This window comes from Arthrobacter sp. G119Y2 (assembly GCF_038069765.1).
In the GTDB taxonomy this organism is placed as follows: domain Bacteria; phylum Actinomycetota; class Actinomycetes; order Actinomycetales; family Micrococcaceae; genus Arthrobacter_B.
On record NZ_JBBPFS010000009.1, the window covers coordinates 55,042 to 72,172 of the forward strand.

Consider the following 17,131-nt stretch of genomic DNA (forward strand, 5'->3'; position numbering starts at 1 on the left):
AGCACCTCTCAAACCGCTCCGGTCTTCCACCAGGAGCATTGTGAACACCCACCCCGCAGACGGCCCTTCCGAACGTCCGCAGCCGCCGTCCCCGTCCGATCTGAAGCGCTGGCGGCAGTATCTGGCCGATGAACGGGCCGAAGCCGACACCTACCGTTACTTGGCCGAACGCCGCGAGGGCGAAGAACGCGCCATCCTGCTCGCCCTGGCCGAGGCTGAAGGACGCCATGAAGCCCACTGGCGAGAGCTTCTGGGCGACGACGCGAACCGGCGCACCAAGGCTTCCCTCCGGAACCGGCTGCTCGGTTTCCTGGCGCGCCGTTTCGGGTCCGTGTTCGTCCTGGCCCTGGCGCAGCGCGCCGAGGGCCGCTCCCCCTATGCCAGCGACCCGAACGCCACCAATGCGATGGCTGCCGACGAGCAGATCCATGAGGAAGTGGTGCGCGGACTGGCGACCAGGGGCAGGACCCGGCTCTCCGGAAACTTCAGGGCAGCCGTTTTCGGTGCGAATGACGGCCTCGTTTCCAACCTTGCGCTGATCATGGGCATCGGTGCCACCGGGGTGTCCAGCGGATTCATCCTTTTCAGCGGCCTGGCCGGGCTGCTGGCGGGCGCACTGTCCATGGGGGCCGGCGAATACGTTTCGGTCCGTTCGCAGCGGGAGCTGCTCGAGGCCTCCCGCCCCACGCAGATCACCCTGGCCGCGGCAAAGTCCCTGGACATTGACGCCAACGAGCTGGTGCTGGTCTACCGGGCCCGCGGCATGTCCCCGGAGGCCGCGGAGCACCGGGCAGCCGAACGCATGGGGCTGTACAGCTGCGACTGCGATCCGAGTTTCTCGCTCAACCCGGAAGCAACAGTTGACGGAGGCGACGAGCACGAAACCGTGGGCACCGGGCTCGGCGCCGCTGTATCCAGCTTCTGCTTTTTCGCTTCCGGCGCCATCATCCCGGTTCTGCCCTACATCTTCGGGTTCACCGGGCTGGCGGCCGTCGTCATTTCCTGCGTACTGGTCAGCCTGGCGCTGCTGATGACCGGCGCCGTCGTCGGCCTGCTCTCCGGCGCCTCGCCGCTGAAGCGCGGTTTGCGGCAGTTGGCCATTGGCCTTGGCGCAGCAGCCGCCACGTATGCCCTGGGCATGCTGTTCGGCACCGGCGTCTAAATCTTGCACCGGCGGGCCTGCACCGGCGGGCTTGCACTTTTGTCCGTCCCGGAGAACGATGCGGAAGAACCGCGACTACTTCCGTAAGGACTTCCATGAGCATCCTGTCTCCTCTCCTGCCGCTGCGCAGCGGCGCCCTCATCCCGCAGATCGGGTTGGGAACCTGGCCGCTGAACGACGACGAGGCGGCCCGCGCCGTCGACACCGCCGTCGGACTCGGTTACCGCCATTTCGATACCGCGGAGAACTACCGCAATGAAAAAGGAGTCGGTGAAGGGCTGCGGCGCAGCGGCTTGGACCGCAGCGAAGCCTTCATCACCACCAAGTTCAACAAGGAATGGCACAGTTTTGACGGCGTCCGCCGTGCTGCGGATGCAGCCTTGCAGCGGCTTGGCACCGACTACGTCGACCTGCTGTTGATCCACTGGCCCAACCCCGGACTGAACCGCTATGTAGAGGCTTTCCGCGGCATGCGCGCCCTTCAGGACGACGGCTTGGTTCGGGCCGTCGGGGTATCCAATTTCAAGCCGGCGCACCTGCAGCAGCTGGCCGACGCCGGCCTGGTTCCCGAAGTTAACCAGGTTCAGCTTGATCCCTACCACCCGCGCCGCGAGGTCCGGGAAAGCCATTCCCGCCTGGGCATCGTGACAGAGGCATGGAGCCCGCTGGGCAAGGGCAGCGGGCTCCTGAGCGATTCCCGCATCACGGCCATGGCCGGGAAGTACGGCAAGACTCCGGCCCAGATTGTGCTCCGCTGGGACCTCCAATCCGGCCTTGTCACCATCCCCAAGTCCGCCAACCCCGAACGGATGGCTGAGAACCTGGACGTGGTCGACTTCGAACTCGACGCGGAGGATATGCAGTCTCTTGACGGCATGAAGACCGAGGAAGACATCGCGGATTCGGACGTATTCGGCCATTAACGGCCTCCGCCCCGGCCACGCCTGTCGGACTTGTCCACAGGTACGACACCTGGGTATCTCCGCTTCCCCGACTCGGTTAGATTGATCGGACCGGCCGGGGTCCGGACCGCGGGCCCTCCCCGGCTCGCCTGACCAATTGGCGGGAGCGCAGTCTGAACCCGTCATCCGTTGTGGCGTGCGTCCGTGTGGCAAGGGAAGGGATAAACCATGGTTGCCTACGACATCGACACCTCTGCGGCAATGGACGCGGTCCGGAAAACGGAAGCGGACCTTATGGTTCTGGCCTCCGTTCCCACCGAGCTCCAACGCAGCGTGGATACCGTTGTGGCTGCACTGGGTGCCACCCGGGTGGCCCGCGCGTTTACCGCCTTGGGCGCGGGCGACCTTCTTCCGGATCTGCGGTCGATTCTGAGCCGAGCCGAGGAGGCAGTGCAGGGTGCCACGCAGGCAGTCGGCGAGTATCTGCGCGCAGACGACGAGATGCGGGCACGGGCGGAAGCCGCGGCAGCCGCCGTCCCGGATGCCTCGGGACGCAGCGCGGAATCTGCGCTCCCGCCCGCTGCTCTTCCCCTCCTTCCGCCGGCACGGCCGGCTCCCCTTCCGAAACCCGGAGGCCCGGGTGCAGGCCCGGCACGCGCCCTGCCGGCTCCGCTGCCGCGCCCGCTGCCGCGCCCGCTGCCACTGCCGCAGAAGCCGGAGCCGGACCCCGAACCCGGAACGCTCGTACCGCTGCCGGGCCCGCCGCCCTGGCGCCCGGAATGGCTCTTCCGACCCGCACTCCCGGGACGCCCGTCCTTCATCGTTGCGCGTGATTTGATGCTGCGGCTGTACTACCCCTGTCCGGGCGGCTGGTTTCCGCATCCCGACTGCTTCCGGCCCCGCTGGCCGGGCCCTGCCTATCCGCCCGGCGCCTGGATTCCCCGGTGGCCGGTATTTCCGCCTCGTTGGCCGGTTGATCCCCCAGGGTGGGCGGGCCCCGCCTATCCGCCCGGCTGGCCGGGCCCCGCCTACCCGCCCGGCCCCGCCTACCCGCCCGGCGGCTGGAATCCCCGCTGGCCGGAGCCCGGCCTTCCACCACAAGGCAGATCTCCCTGGTGGCCCGCCCGGCCCCTCCCGGCCGTGCTCCCGAATCCGCTGCTTATTAAGCCCTCGCTGCCGGACCTTGTCTGGCCGCTGGACACCAAGCAGCTGCCCGTACCCGTGGCCGTCGACGAAGCCCCGGGCGCCTCCGGGGACAACTCCAGCGGAAAGTGGGGCCTGACATGAGCTCGAGTATCGATCTCAGCGGCACTGCCCACCTGCCTGCCGTCCCGGAACTCCGGGAAGGCGCCGCTTTGCTCCTGGCATGCAGCTCCCGTGCCGGTGAGTCCATTCGCCAGGCCCACGCTCACTGGTCGGCCCTGGCCGGAGCCTATGCCGCCCCCGAACAGCACCAGGTCCATCGTGCAATGGATGGTCCGCGAGCTGCTGGACAAGGCGTCCTGGAGGTTGCTTCCCGTGCGGCAGCTGCGCTTGAAACCTTCGCGGCCGTCGTCGAGGACATCCGCAGCAGGCGCCTGGCGCTGCAGAGCGCAGCCGGGGATTTACAGGAAAAGGAACGGAATGACGCCGGTCCGGGTATCAGCCCGACAGGCGTCAAAACGCCCGTGACGCTTCAGGGGCAGCTCCTGCAGGCCGAAGCAGACCAGCTGGCCCAGGAACTGGCCGCAGCCGAAGACCGGTGCATCCGCGCCCTTGACGCTCTGGCGGGGCGCGGCTCCGGCTCCGGCTCCGGCTCCGGGTCACGTGAACAGCAGCCGATCGGACAGTGCCTCCGCTGACCCGGACAGCGCCGCCGGCCGCCGGTCCGGGTCATGTGCCCGGAGTGTGTGCACTTGACCACGCCAGGCACCCCGGCTGCCTTAGGCCGCGGGAAACTGCGTACCGTGCAACCCGCCAAAGCCTCGGGGAGATTTGACTTGCAGAGGGAAGCGGGAAACTCTAATAGAGACTACGCATCACCACGTATCAGGTACGGAAGAAACGCATCAGAGGGGCAGCGTCGCTTTCATAACCCGGTAGAGCCATGCCCGCAGACGAACGCACCTGCGAATCCGGGCCCGGCCTCCTCCTCTCAAGCAGCCCGATGATCCTCCAGGGGAACCGGGTATATCTTCCGTTAACACAAGGAAGGCCTATGGCTAACATGACTGAACCCACCCCCCCTTCGGGGCCGGGTCCGGCAGGACGCGCCGGAGCAACCCTCCATGGCGCGGACGCCGGAACAGCAGCATCACACACCCACGAGCCCCCGGCAGAGACTATTGAGCCGGACGCCGATCCTGACCAGGAACTCCTGGCGCAGCTCCGGGAGACGGAGCGCGCGCATGAGACCGCCCGCAGCACCGAAACCCCCGCCAAGCTGGACAAAGTACTGTTCGGAGTCACCGGCGTTTTGGCTATTGCCTTCATCGTCTGGGGTTTTTACGGCAGGGATTCGCTCGCGACCACGTCGCAGTCGGCGCTGGACTGGGTCATGGAAAATACCGGCTGGCTGTTCGTCGTGCTGGCTTCCTTCTTCGTGGTCTATGTCCTCTGGCTCGCGCTGGGACGATTCGCTCATATTCCCCTCGGCAAGGATGACGAGGAACCGGAGTTCTCAACGGCGTCCTGGATCTCCATGATGTTTGCCTCCGGCATGGGCATCGGCCTGATGTTCTACGGCGTTGCCGAACCGATGTTCCACTATGTCTCTCCTCCGCCGGGCACCGTTGACGGCCAGACCCCGGAGGCGCTCCGGACGGCTATGGCCACCTCGGTCTTCCACTGGGGACTGCATCCTTGGGCCATGTATGCCATCGTCGGCATCGCCATGGCCTACGGCAGCTACCGCCTGGGCCGCAAGCAGCTCATTTCCTCCGCCTTTACCTCCCTCTTCGGCAGGGCACGCGTGGACGGCCCGCTGGGCAAGGTCCTGAACATTTTCGCCATTTTCGCGACACTGTTCGGCACGGCTGCTTCCCTGGGCCTGGGCGCCCTGCAGATCGGCAGCGGCCTGGAATCAACGGGCGCGATCGGCACTGTCGGCACCAGCATCCTGGTGGGCATCGTTGCCGTCCTCACCGCCTGCTTTGTCGCCTCGGCCATGTCCGGGATTTCCCGCGGTATCCAGTGGCTCTCCAACATCAACATGGGCCTGGCCATGCTGCTGGCGATCATCGTCTTTATCGCCGGCCCCACCCTGTTTATCCTCAACGTCATCCCCTCCGCTATCGCGGACTATGCGGGCAACATGGCTGAGATGGCGTCACGAACGGAGGCCGTCGGCGACGAGGGCATGCGCGAATGGCTCTCCGGCTGGACCATCTTCTACTGGGCCTGGTGGCTCTCCTGGACGCCGTTTGTCGGCATGTTTATCGCCCGGATCAGCCGCGGCCGCACCATCCGCCAGTTCGTCACCGGAGTCCTGCTGGTCCCCTTCACGGTCACCATTCTCTGGTTCTCGATCTTCGGCGGCGCCGCCATCGGAACAACGAAAAGCGCCGCCCCGGGTGAAGCTGATTCACTGGTGGCTGCCGCAGGATCCGATGCAGCACTCTTTGAGCTCTTCGCCCTGCTGCCCATGCCCAACCTGATAGCAGCTGCGGTCGGTGTCCTGGCGATGGTCCTGATCGGCATCTTCTTTGTCACGGGCGCCGATTCGGCCTCCATCGTGATGGCTTCGCTGAGCTCCAACGGCTCCGAGAAGCCGGCACGCACCGTCGTCATCTTCTGGGGTGTCCTGACGGGCGCCGTGGCAGCAGTGATGCTCCTGGCCGGCGGCGACGATCCCTCGGCCGCCCTGGGCGCGCTGCAGCGGATCACCATCGTGGCGGCCCTGCCGTTTGCCATCGTGATGCTCCTGATGACGGTAGCCCTGGCCAAGGACCTGGCCCGCGATCCGATGGCCCTGCGCCGGCAGCTGACCAAGTCAGTGGTGGAGCGTGCCATCGCCACGGGCGTGGACGAGCACGGCGGGTCGACCTTCGACCTCGCCACGCAGGAACACGACACCACCGCACACGACGTCATCACTCCCGCTCCGGTTCCGGCACGTCCGTCACCGTCTGCAGGAGCTGCGGATGACGGCCAGCTGCGTCCGCGCGGCTAACCTCCGCCGCTGTAAACCCAGCTCTAACACCAGGGACCTGCCACCGATATCCGGTGGCAGGTCCCTGGTGTTATGTGGAAGGGGCCATTGGCAGCAACCAGGCCCTCCGCTCGCTCCAACCTCAGCGGCTAGTTGGACCCCGCGGCCTTCAGCTCGGCTTCCAGCTGTTCAAGGGACTTGCCCTGTGTTTCCGGCATGAAACGACGCACAAACAGGATTGCGCACAGGCCCAGCGCCACGAAGATGAAGAAGGTGCTGGAGATTCCCAGCCCCGCCATCAGCATCGGGAACGAGAAGCCGACGGCGAAGTTGGCCATCCACTGCACAAACACGGACAGTCCCATCCCCAGTCCTCGGACCCGCAGCGGGAAGATCTCTGCGATCATCAGCCAGGTGACCGGTGAAATGGAGCCCTGCTGGAAGGCCAGGAACAGGACGGTCAGGGACAACACCACAAAGCCGCGGGCAGTGCCTTCAGCCATGGTCAGCGAGGCAACACCGATCAGCAGCAGCGTCGAGGACGTTCCGATCAGGCCGGTGATGAGCATCGGCCGGCGGCCCACTTTTCCCAGCAGCCAGATACCCAGAATCGCAGCGGCAACCGACACGACTCCGTTGGCGATGTTGGCGGTCAGCGCGGCCTCGGTGCCGAAACCGGCGTCGGCCAGGATTTGCGTGCCGTAGTAGACAATCGCGTTCACGCCGGTGATCTGCTGGACCACGGACATCCCCATGCCAATCAGCAGCACCCGGAACAGCCAAGGCTCCGCAAAGTCCTTCAGCGAGCCGCGGCGGGTGGTTTCGTGGCTCGCCAGCGCCCGCACGTCGTCGTACTCGGTTTGGGCGTCCTCGGAGCTGCGGATCTTCTGCAGCACCGCCATCATCTGCGGATAGCGGCCCTGCGCGGCGAGCCAGCGCGGGCTCTCGGGCACAAATTTCATGCCGATCCACAGGGCAATGGCCGGCAGTGAAGCCACTGCCAGCATCCAGCGCCAGACGTGGTTCTCCTCGCCCCACACGTTGCCGATGACGGCATTGGTGGTGAAGGCCGCCAGCTGGCCGGTGACGATCATCAGCTGGTCCCGGGTCACCATCTGCCCGCGCCGGGCGGCCGGGGCGATTTCGGAGAGAAACATGGGCACGACGGCGGATGCCCCTCCCACGGCGAGTCCCAGGACCACGCGGGCAGCGACCATCAGCCCCACGGAGGGGGCCACTGCGGTGCCAAGCGCTCCGGCGAGGAAGACCATGGCCAGCATCATCAGGAGCCGGCGGCGCCCGAAGCGGTCGGCGAGCTGGCCGGCGATGACGGCGCCGAAGGCTGCACCGAACAGCAGGCTTGATGTGATGAGGCCTTCGGTGAACGGGGTGAGTCCCAGGTCCGTCTGCATGAAGGGCAGCGCCCCGTTGATGACTCCGGTGTCATAACCAAACAGGAACCCGCCCAGGGTTGCGATCCAGGAGGCGCGGCCCAGCGCGCCGCGGTGGCGGCTGCTTCCCTGCTGTGCAGCCGCTCCGGGGGAAAGAAGTGTGGACATCAGGTGTCTTTCTGCTTATATCCAAGCGCACAAAACCCCCGTCGGACGGAGAAACTCCGGCCGACGGGGGTCTGCGTGCGTGTACTAGAGCGCTGCGAAAACTTCGCGCAGCAGCGTGGCGGTCTCGGACGGCGTCTTGCCGACCTTCACGCCGGCGGCCTCAAGGGCTTCCTTCTTGGCCTGGGCGGTTCCTGCGGAACCGGAGACGATGGCGCCTGCGTGGCCCATGGTCTTGCCTTCGGGAGCCGTGAAGCCCGCCACGTAGCCGACAACCGGCTTGGTGACGTTGGCCTTGATGAACTCGGCGGCACGCTCTTCGGCGTCTCCGCCGATTTCGCCGATCATGACGATGGCCTTGGTCTCGGGGTCAGCTTCGAAGGCCGCGAGGGCATCGATGTGCGTGGTGCCGATGACGGGGTCGCCGCCAATGCCGATGGCGGTGGAGAAGCCAAGGTCGCGCAGTTCGTACATCATCTGGTAGGTCAGGGTGCCGGACTTGGAAACCAAGCCGATCGGGCCCTTGGAGGTGATGTTGTTCGGGGTGATCCCGACCAGTGCCTCGCCCGGCGTGATGATGCCCGGGCAGTTCGGGCCGATGATGCGGGTGACCTGGTTGCCGTTCTCGTCCACCTTGGACTGGGCATGTGCCCAGAACTCGGCGGAATCCTGCACGGGAACGCCTTCGGTGATGACGACGACGAGGCCGATGCCGGCGTCGATCGCTTCCATGACGGCGTCCTTGGTGAAGGCCGGCGGCACGAAGACGATGGAAACATCGGCGTTGGTCTTGTCCATGGCTTCGGTGACGGTGCCGAAGACGGGCAGTTCGACGTCGCCGTGGGTGACCGTGGTACCGGCCTTGCGGGCGTTAACGCCGCCGACAACCTGGGTTCCGGCCTTGAGCATCAGGGCGGTGTGTTTGGTTCCTTCGCCGCCGGTGATGCCCTGAACGATGACCTTGGAGTCCTTGTTCAAAAAGATAGACATAAGGGGATTCTCTTTCTAAAGGTTCGACAGGCTCTGGGTCAGCGAGCGGCGTAAGCGAGCTCGGCAGCCTTGTCGGCGCCTTCGTCCATGGTGGTGGCCAGCGTGACCAGCGGGTGGTTGGCGTCAGCAAGAATGCGGCGGCCTTCTTCGACGTTGTTGCCGTCCAGACGGACGACCAGCGGCTTGTTGGCTTCGTCGCCGAGGATTTCCAGGGCCTTGACGATGCCGTTGGCTACTGCGTCACAGGCAGTGATGCCGCCGAAAACGTTCACGAACACGGACTTGACCTGCTCATCGTTGAGGATGACGTCCAGTCCGGCGGCCATGACGGAAGCGGAAGCCCCGCCGCCGATGTCGAGGAAGTTTGCCGGCTTTACATTGCCGTGCTTCTCGCCGGCGTAGGCGACGACGTCGAGCGTGGACATGACCAGACCCGCACCGTTGCCGATGATGCCTACCTGGCCGTCAAGCTTGACGTAGTTGAGGTCGTTGGCCTTGGCCTTGGCCTCCAGCGGGTCGGCAGCGTCCTTGTCTTCCAGTTCGGCGTGGCCGGGCTGGCGGAAGTCTGCGTTTTCGTCCAGGGAAACCTTGCCGTCGAGGGCCAGGATTTCACCGTTGCCGGTCTTGACCAGCGGGTTGACCTCAACGAGGGTGGCGTCTTCCTTGACGAAGACGTCCCACAGCTTGAGGATCGCGTTGATGACGCCTTCGCGCAGCTCGGGAGCAAACCCTGCGGCGTCAACGATTTCTTCGGCCTTGGCCTGATCGATGCCGACGGCGGGATCAACGGCAACGCGTGCCAGGGCATCGGGACGCTCAACAGCGAGGACCTCGATTTCCATGCCGCCTTCCACCGAGCACATGGCCAGGTAGTTGCGGTTGGCACGGTCCAGAAGAACGGAGAAGTAGAACTCCTCGGCAATGTCGGCGCCCTGGGCAATCATCACGGTGTTGACGGTATGGCCCTTGATGTCCATGCCGAGGATGTCGGAAGCGTAGGAGAACGCCTCGTCAGCGGTCTTCGCGACCTTGACGCCGCCGGCCTTGCCTCGGCCACCGACCTTGACCTGTGCTTTGACGACAACTACGCCGCCAATCTTCTCGGCTGCAGCTTTGGCTTCTTCAGGAGTGTGCGCCACGATTCCGGCAAGCACGGGTACACCGTGCGCCTCAAACATATCGCGCGCCTGATATTCAAACAGGTCCACGGGCTAGTGTCCTTCTACGTCGAAGTAGGTTTACATTCGATCAGATGATCGCCGAAGCAGATGCGTCGTGCCGGTCTGCCCCACTGGAACTTTAGTCGCTCGGCGTCCAACGCCGTCCCCAGACTACCTCTTTAGTGATTAAGCGCACAGTTCTATGGTTTGTAGAAATTGCGGAGCGTGGGTTATGAGCGGCGGGTCCTGACCGGCAGTCAGGACTCCTTGGTCAGGGGTGCGTAACGCAGCAGGAGGCGCTTTTCACCGACGTCGAACTTCACTTTCGCCACCGTTTTGTCACCCGTTCCCTCGACGGCCAGCACGGTCCCGTGGCCGAAGGTCGTGTGATTGACTTTGTCCCCCACGCCCACTGAAATGACTTCTTTCTGGGGCTGCACCCGGCCGATGGCCTTGGAAACGGGTGCGGCGGAAATGCTCCCGCCGGTGCCCGGGCCCGACGCCGAACCGGCACCCCAGGAGGAGCCGCCGTAGCGGCTGGAGCCGGACCCTGTGCTGCCGCCCCAGGTGGGGCGGTCCATGCCCTCGCGCTTCCAGTCGATCAGTTCCCCCGGGATTTCCCCCACAAACTGGCTGGCCGGGTTGTACTGGCTCTGCCCCCACATGCTGCGCACTTCCGAACGCGTGATGTAGAGCCGCTTCCGTGCACGAGTCAGGCCCACGTAGGCGAGACGGCGTTCCTCGGCCAGTTCCGCCGGATCCGTGGCGGACCGCTGGTGCGGGAACAGCCCCTGCTCCATGCCGGTCAGGAACACCACCGGGAACTCCAGGCCCTTGGCTGTGTGCAGGGTCATCAGGGTGACCACGCCCTGGCGGCGGGACTCCTCAACGGCGGCGGCCACCTCCTCGGCGGATCCTTCCGGGGCATCCGGAATGGAATCGGCGTCGGCCACGAGGGAGACCTGTTCCAGGAACTCCCCCAGGGATCCCTCGGGGTTCTCTTTTTCGTATTCGCGGACCACCGCGACGAGTTCGGCGAGGTTCTCCACCCGCGACTCGTCCTGCGGATCCGCGGAGGACCGCAGCTGGGCCAGGTATCCGGTCTGTTCCAGCACCGCTTCCAGGGCAGCGGAGGCGCCGGAGCCGTTGGCGACTTCAGCGAGATCGTCAATGAGCTTGACGAACCCGTTCACTGCATTCAGTGAACGCGTGGCCAGTCCCGGCGCCTCTGCTGCCCGGCGGAGGGCAGCCATGAAGGAGATCCGTTCCCGTTCGGCCAGGGCGGCGACGGAGTATTCCGCCCGGTCCCCGATGCCGCGCTTGGGTTCGTTCAGGATCCGGCGCAGGTTCACGACGTCGTCGGAGTTCACCAACACCCGCAGGTAGGCGAGCGCGTCCTTGATTTCCTTGCGCTCGTAGAACCGGGTGCCGCCCACGACCTTGTAGGGCAGCCCCACCCGGACCAGGACGTCTTCGAGGGAGCGGGACTGGGCGTTGGTGCGGTAGAACACTGCCACGTCCCCGGGGCGCAGGTTTTCCTCATCCTGCAGCCGGTCGATCTCCTCGGCAATGAACCGTGCTTCCTCATGCTCGTTTTCGCCAACGTAGCCAACGATCTTCTCGCCGCTGCCCTCGGCCGTCCACAGGCGTTTCTCGGGCCGGTTGGGGTTGCGCGAAATGACCGCGTTGGCCGCGTTCAGGATGTTCTGGGTGGAACGGTAGTTCTGCTCCAGCAGGATGGTCCTGGCGGAGGGATAGTCCTTTTCGAAATCCACGATGTTGCGGACGTCGGCGCCGCGGAAGGCGTAGATGGACTGATCGGAGTCGCCCACCACCGTCAGCTCCGCCGGCGGAATGTCCAGTGTGTTGCCTTCCCCGGGGACGCCCACCAGTTCACGCACCAGGGCGTACTGGGCGTGGTTGGTGTCCTGGTACTCATCCACCAAAATGTGGCGGAAGCGGCGACGGTAGTACTCGGCCACTCCCGGGAAGGCGCGGAACATGTACACCGTCTGCGCAATCAAATCGTCAAAGTCCATTGCGTTGGCAGAGCGCATGCGCTCCGTGTAGCCCTTGTACACCTCGGCCACGGCCTGCTCGAACGGGTCGGCGTAATTGGCGGAAGCGGCAAATGACTCGTCGTCGATCAGTTCGTTCTTCAACGCCGAGATCTTATGCATGATCATTTTGGGCGTGAACCGTTTGGGATCAAGATCCAGGCCCTTGGCCACCAGCGTGATCAGGCGCAGCGAATCAGCGGAGTCGTAGATCGAGAAGTTGGAATTCATCCCCACCGATTTGGCCTCGCGCCGCAGGATACGCACGCAGGAGGAGTGGAAGGTGGAAATCCACATGGTCTTCGCGACCCCGCCCACCAGGGCCTCGATCCGTTCCCGCATTTCGGCGGCGGCCTTGTTCGTGAAAGTAATCGCCAGGATCTGGCCCGGATTGGAGCGCCCGGTCGCCATCAGGTACGCGATCCGGTGACTGAGAACCCGGGTTTTTCCGGATCCGGCACCGGCTACGATCAGCAGCGGCGAACCGCCGTGCTTGACGGCTTCTTCCTGCTGCGGATTCAAGCCCTGGAGCAGATCCGCCGCCCGTTGTTCGTCCACGCGGGACGCCCTCGGGCGCTCCCCGGAAGTCTGGGCGGGCTCCGCATCAACAGGCTCAGCCTGGGCAGCAGCGCCCCGGGCAGTGTCAGTTTTGGCGGCTGAAAAGTACGGATCAAAAAGATAGTCCATGGTGCTCTTAAGTCTAGGTGCTGCCGCTGACCTTTTCCGGCCGGTCCACACCCCGGACCGGACCCGGGCCGGACAGGGCTGGACGGAGGCCCTGCCGCCGGACTGCGGCCCGGACTAGACGGAGGCCAGGGCGCCGCTGATTTCGCGGACAGCGGAGGCAGTCCCGGCAATGTGCCAGCGGAAGCCCTGCACCGTGGTGACCGCAGTACTGCCGCCGGCTGCACGCACGATCGCCTTGCCCGGAAGCCAGTCCCATTCCGGGCAGCTGTGCTGGAACCAGGCCCCCAGCCGCCCGGAAGCGACACCGCCAAGATCGCAGGAGCCCGAGCCCAGCATGCGGATGGTGGCGGTACGCGCGGCGGCGGCGGTCCAGGGGCCCGCCACTTCCGGCCGCAGCAGCCAGGTGGGGTGCAGGTAGGTTCCGGCGCTGAGCCGGTCCAGGGGTGCGTCATCCAGCCGCGGGAGCGGCGAGCCGTTAAGGGTTGCCGGGTGCCCTTCACCGCCCACCCACAGCCGGTCTTCCTGCGGTTGGTAGATGGCTCCCAGCAGCACCTCGGGGTCCCCGTCCAGGGATTCGGGTTCGTCGGCTTTCAGGGCTATGGCCGAACACCAGTAGGTGGAGCCTGCGAAGAAGTTGTAGGTGCCGTCCACCGGGTCGATGACCCAGGACCGCCCGGAGGTGCCCGTCACGCTGGCACCCTCCTCGCCCACGATCCCGTCGTCGGGACGCAGCCTGCGGAGCCTGTCCACCACCAGCTTCTCGGCGGCATGGTCAGCGGCGGTCACGACGTCGGACACGGTTGTCTTGGCCGTGGCGGTCAAACCCTGCGAGCGCATGCGCAGGGCCAGCGCACCGGCGTCGCGCACCAGCTCTGCGGCAAGGGTGAAATCGTCAGTTGCTGCATGAACACTCATGCAGCAACCCTATCGGGCGAACGTTGCCACAGGGGAAGCACCCCGCTCCAAACTTGCCGATGCGTACGGCGATACTCTTAGGTATGGGAAAAACTCCGGCACAGCGGGCGGCAAAGCACGGCGAGAAGGCTGCTCTGCCCCCTCATCTAGCGAACCAGTCCATGCCGCGCTCACCGCAGCAGGCCAAAAGCAACGCGAACCTGATCCTGATAGCGGCGGTCGCCACGACGCTGTTCATGTTCTTCTACCTGCACCTGATGGTGCTGAATCAAATGACCCAGCTTGCGGACGGCATGTCCATGCCGGATTCGCTGGTGGGCGGTTACAGCATGGAGTACCTGAACGATCTGCGCTCGGTCATGGACGAGGATGCGCTGGGCCAGCTCAGTTACGTGCACAAGACCGCCGGAACCATATTTCCGCTCATGTTCGGGTTCACGTGGCTGCTGATCATCGGGTTGAATGCCCGCGGCCGGTTGAAGCGCTGGGTGTTGTGGGCCGCGCCGATCCTCTTCGTGATCGTTGATCTGTGGGAGAACGTCGTTATTGATGCAGCCCTGGGTTCGGAGACGTTGGCCAGCGGCGATGCTGCCCTCGCCAGCGCCCTGACCATAGCCCGCTGGGTGCTTTTCGCCCTAAGCCTGCTGGCCTCGGCCGTTGCAGTGTTCGGCAAACGCGGACCGCAGGCTCCTTAACACGTTTCCCTGCATAGAGCAGGGCCAAAGACGGGCACAACGGAAAGGCCCCGCCGGATCCGGCGGGGCCTTTCGTTTGTTCGGTGTGAAACTCGGTTAGCGAGCCGTCCTTGTACGGCTAGCGCACGTTGGCGCGGTGCGCGCCCACCGGTGCGCTCTCAAGGTTCGGACCCGAGTCATTCCCCGGCTGTGCCTCGTGCCGGCCTCCGGTTCCGGACTGGCCGGCCGGCTTTGACGGCCACCAGAACTTCTCGCCGAGGGTGAAGGCCAGCGCGGGAACAATGACCGTTCGAACCACCAGGGTGTCCAGCAGGACACCGATGGCCACGGTGATGCCCACCTGGGTCAGGGTCACCAGCGGCAGCACGCCGAGGACGGCGAACACTGCTGCCAGCAGGATGCCGGCGCTGGTGATCACGCCGCCGGTGGAGCGCAGGGCGCTGAGCATGCCCTGCTTGGTGCCCATGGTCATGGCGTTCTCCCGGGCCCGGGTGGTGAGGAAGATGTTGTAGTCCACGCCAAGGGCCACCAGGAAGATGAACGAGTACAGCAGCGTGAGCGTATCCAGTGCCGGGAAGCCGAGCACGTTCACAAACAGGAACCAGCTGATGCCGGTGCTCGCAACGAAGGTCAGGAGCACTGAGGCCACCAGCAGCACCGGCGCCACGATGCTGCGCAGCAGCACCAGCAGGACCAGGAACACCAGGATGATCACGGAGGTCACCACCAGGGTGAGGTCGTGCTGGTTGGCGGCGAGCTGGTCCACCCGTTCCGCTGCTTCGCCGCCGACCAGTGCGCCGTACTCCGGGTTCGCGGCCAGATCCGTGCGCAGTTCTTCGATGAAGTCGTTGGACTCGGCGGTGCCCGGTTCATAGGTGTCAATGACGTCAATGCGTGTCAGGCCGTCGTGTTCGGAGGCCGCTTCGGCTCCGGACACGCTCTCCAGGGCCGAAACTTCCTCGATTACGGCATCGGCGCTGTCGGAGTTCACCAGCACGATCACCGGCGAGGAGGATCCTGCGGGGAAACCTTCAGCGAGTGTTTCGGCGGCCGTAACGGCCTGCGGCTTTTCGGTGAACTGCTCGTTTTCGCTCAGGCCGATCTGCACGTTGAACAGCAGTCCGCCGGCGGCCAACAGGACGACGACGGCGGCACCGGCAATGCGCTTGGGCGCACGGGCCGTAGCCTCGCCGAGCTTGCCCCAGAACTTGCCTTCTCGGGCGGCATCGCCGACCTTCGGCACGAACGGCCAGAAGAGTTTCCGTCCCAGCAGAACCAGGGCCGCGGGCAGGATGAAGAGGGCACTGAGAATGGCCAGGACAATGCCGGTGGCTGCTGAGAAGCCCAGGCCCCGGTAGCTCATGGTGTCGGTGAAGAGCAGCACGAGGAGGGCCAGGATGACGGTACCGCCGGAGGCGATAATGGCTTCCCTGGTCCGGGTCAGCGCCTTGCCCATGGCCGCGTACTTGGACTCGTGGATCCGGAGCTCTTCGCGGTAGCGGGCGATCAGCAGCAGCGCATAGTTGGTGGCGGCACCGAAGACCAGCACACTGGTGATCCCCACCGCCGACGGGTCCACGTCAATGCCGACCACCGGTGCCAGCAGGTCAACGACCTTCAGGGCGGACTGTTCGATGGTTGCCACCACCGCCAGCGGCACAAGCCACAGCCAGGGTGACCGGTATGTAATGAGCAGCAGCAGTGCCACGACGCCGGCGGTGACGGTGAGCAGGATGAAGTTGGCGCCGGAGAATACCCCGGCGAGGTCCGCGGTGAACGCCGCTCCGCCGGTCAGCTGCGCGGTCAGCCCTGCGGGCGCCGCCTCGGAGATTCCCTCGCGGAGGCTTTCCACCTCTGCCGAGACGGCATCGCCGTCGTCGGCTGCCGCCTGCAGCGTGACTGGAACCAACGCGACGAGCTTGTTCTCGGACACAATCGGACGCACCTGCGGCGGGGGCCCCACGGCCCCGAGCTCGGTGGCTGCCGCGTTGATGTCCGCGATCGCGGCCTGATCGGCGTCGGTCATGGCCTCGCCGTCTTCCCGGGATACGACGATCAGTGCCGTCGATTCCTGGGCGTCGGGGAATTCTTCCAGGAGTTCATTGACCTGGGTCGTTTGATATTCCTCGTCGAGCCCGCCCACCGTGGACGCCTCGTTCTCCTGCGCCGGCAAAGCAAAGAGGCCGATGACGACCGCAAGGCTCAGCAGCAGCGTGATCCAGGCCGTTTTGGCCGATTTCACAATCCCTGCATACATGTCTGCTCCTGGTGCAAAATAAAAGTATCTCCTCGGAAAAGTATCTCACTTATAGAGATACTTCAACATAGAGTTACGATAAGAGGGTGGAACAGAAGGATCTGCGGCGGGACATCGTCAACGCGATCCGCGGCATGGCCCTTGACGGGCAGCGTGTCGCGGATACTTTTGCGCACCGGGAGGGCCTCAACGCCACGGACATGCGCGCACTCACGATGATCATGGAAGCCGAAACGCGACGGGAAGCCCTGACCGCCGGGCAGCTCAGCACCATGCTGGGGACCTCAACGGGAGCGACGACGGCGGTTATTGACCGGCTGGAGCGGATCGGGCACATTCACCGCAACCGCGGCCATGCCGATCGTCGGAAGGTGACCCTGCACTTCGAGCCGCTGGCCATGCAGCTGGCCGCGGCCTACTTCGGGCCTCTCGGAGCGCTGACGGATGAGGTCATGAGCCGATACTCCAGTGAAGAACTCGAAACCGTACGCCGGTTCATGGAGGACATGCGCCAGGCCTACGCCGCGCATCAGGCGGCGCTGACTGCCCCCCGCCCCGCTCCCGGCACAGGTACGGATCAACACGCACCGTAACGGGTGCAGCACGCGGACCGCAGAAACA

General features: G+C 65.2%; 13 protein-coding genes. 7 read left to right on the top strand and 6 right to left on the bottom strand.

Translation table 11 applies throughout. The features are described from left to right. Nucleotides 1-40: 40 nt before the first annotated feature. The 5 genes from WKB88_RS16540 (at nt 41) to WKB88_RS16560 (ending at nt 6,214) form a co-directional block, all read left to right on the top strand. The gene (locus WKB88_RS16540) at nt 41-1,162 is read left to right on the top strand and encodes a VIT1/CCC1 transporter family protein (protein ID WP_341395652.1); all 1,122 of its coding nucleotides are present in this window, start codon (nt 41-43) and stop codon (nt 1,160-1,162) included. 95 nt (nt 1,163-1,257) lie between these two features. Further along, nucleotides 1,258-2,085 carry an aldo/keto reductase gene (locus WKB88_RS16545; protein WP_341395653.1) on the top strand — a complete coding sequence of 276 codons (828 nt, stop codon included), beginning with the start codon at nt 1,258-1,260 and terminating at the stop codon, nt 2,083-2,085. 207 nt (nt 2,086-2,292) lie between these two features. Further along, a complete protein-coding gene (locus tag WKB88_RS16550; RefSeq protein ID WP_341395654.1) occupies nt 2,293-3,351 on the top strand; it encodes a DUF6507 family protein in 1,059 nt (352 codons plus the stop codon). Beyond that, entirely contained in the window at nt 3,348-3,905 is a 558-nt protein-coding gene (locus WKB88_RS16555; protein ID WP_341395655.1) for a hypothetical protein, read from the top strand. The genes WKB88_RS16550 and WKB88_RS16555 overlap by 4 nt, the downstream gene beginning before the upstream one ends. A gap of 365 nt (nt 3,906-4,270) precedes the next feature. Further along, nucleotides 4,271-6,214, top strand: a complete 1,944-nt coding sequence (locus WKB88_RS16560) for a BCCT family transporter (RefSeq protein ID WP_341395656.1) — start codon at nt 4,271-4,273, stop codon at nt 6,212-6,214. Nucleotides 6,215-6,342: 128 nt separating this feature from the next. On the opposite strand, the gene WKB88_RS16565 is transcribed toward WKB88_RS16560, so the two are convergent. From WKB88_RS16565 to WKB88_RS16585, 5 genes are all read right to left on the bottom strand, one after another. Beyond that, a complete protein-coding gene (locus WKB88_RS16565; RefSeq protein WP_341395657.1) occupies nt 6,343-7,752 on the bottom strand; it encodes a sugar porter family MFS transporter in 1,410 nt (469 codons plus the stop codon). Nucleotides 7,753-7,836: 84 nt separating this feature from the next. Continuing rightward, nucleotides 7,837-8,739, bottom strand: a complete 903-nt coding sequence (sucD, locus tag WKB88_RS16570) for a succinate--CoA ligase subunit alpha (RefSeq protein WP_341395658.1) — start codon at nt 8,737-8,739, stop codon at nt 7,837-7,839. A 38-nt stretch (nt 8,740-8,777) separates the two neighbouring features. Beyond that, the gene (gene sucC / locus WKB88_RS16575) at nt 8,778-9,947 is read right to left on the bottom strand and encodes an ADP-forming succinate--CoA ligase subunit beta (RefSeq protein ID WP_341395659.1); all 1,170 of its coding nucleotides are present in this window, start codon (nt 9,945-9,947) and stop codon (nt 8,778-8,780) included. 209 nt (nt 9,948-10,156) lie between these two features. Further along, complete coding sequence (pcrA, locus tag WKB88_RS16580; protein WP_341395660.1) at nt 10,157-12,643, bottom strand: DNA helicase PcrA; 2,487 nt, start codon at nt 12,641-12,643, stop codon at nt 10,157-10,159. A gap of 114 nt (nt 12,644-12,757) precedes the next feature. Continuing rightward, complete coding sequence (locus WKB88_RS16585) at nt 12,758-13,558, bottom strand: inositol monophosphatase family protein (RefSeq protein WP_341395661.1); 801 nt, start codon at nt 13,556-13,558, stop codon at nt 12,758-12,760. 83 nt (nt 13,559-13,641) lie between these two features. Here WKB88_RS16585 and WKB88_RS16590 point away from each other — a divergent pair, with 83 nt between their 5' ends. After that, the gene (locus WKB88_RS16590; protein WP_341395662.1) at nt 13,642-14,253 is read left to right on the top strand and encodes a hypothetical protein; all 612 of its coding nucleotides are present in this window, start codon (nt 13,642-13,644) and stop codon (nt 14,251-14,253) included. 118 nt (nt 14,254-14,371) lie between these two features. On the opposite strand, the gene WKB88_RS16595 is transcribed toward WKB88_RS16590, so the two are convergent. Then, on the bottom strand, nt 14,372-16,495 hold the full coding sequence (locus WKB88_RS16595; RefSeq protein WP_341395663.1) for an MMPL family transporter: 2,124 nt from the start codon (nt 16,493-16,495) through the stop codon (nt 14,372-14,374). A gap of 101 nt (nt 16,496-16,596) precedes the next feature. On the opposite strand from WKB88_RS16595, the gene WKB88_RS16600 reads away from it, so the two are divergent. Next, entirely contained in the window at nt 16,597-17,103 is a 507-nt protein-coding gene (locus WKB88_RS16600; protein ID WP_341395664.1) for a MarR family winged helix-turn-helix transcriptional regulator, read from the top strand. Nucleotides 17,104-17,131: the final 28 nt, after the last annotated feature.

What these genes read in the sequence shown, in the direction of transcription:
- WKB88_RS16585 (WP_341395661.1), bottom strand. Translation starts at nt 13,558, where the DNA reads ATGAGTGTTCATGCAGCAACTGACGATTTCACCCTTGCCGCAGAGCTG.
- pcrA (WP_341395660.1), bottom strand. Translation starts at nt 12,643, where the DNA reads ATGGACTATCTTTTTGATCCGTACTTTTCAGCCGCCAAAACTGACACT.
- WKB88_RS16590 (WP_341395662.1), top strand. Translation starts at nt 13,642, where the DNA reads ATGGGAAAAACTCCGGCACAGCGGGCGGCAAAGCACGGCGAGAAGGCT.
- WKB88_RS16565 (WP_341395657.1), bottom strand. Translation starts at nt 7,752, where the DNA reads ATGTCCACACTTCTTTCCCCCGGAGCGGCTGCACAGCAGGGAAGCAGC.
- WKB88_RS16550 (WP_341395654.1), top strand. Translation starts at nt 2,293, where the DNA reads ATGGTTGCCTACGACATCGACACCTCTGCGGCAATGGACGCGGTCCGG.
- WKB88_RS16545 (WP_341395653.1), top strand. Translation starts at nt 1,258, where the DNA reads ATGAGCATCCTGTCTCCTCTCCTGCCGCTGCGCAGCGGCGCCCTCATC.
- WKB88_RS16560 (WP_341395656.1), top strand. Translation starts at nt 4,271, where the DNA reads ATGACTGAACCCACCCCCCCTTCGGGGCCGGGTCCGGCAGGACGCGCC.
- WKB88_RS16555 (WP_341395655.1), top strand. Translation starts at nt 3,348, where the DNA reads ATGAGCTCGAGTATCGATCTCAGCGGCACTGCCCACCTGCCTGCCGTC.
- sucD (WP_341395658.1), bottom strand. Translation starts at nt 8,739, where the DNA reads ATGTCTATCTTTTTGAACAAGGACTCCAAGGTCATCGTTCAGGGCATC.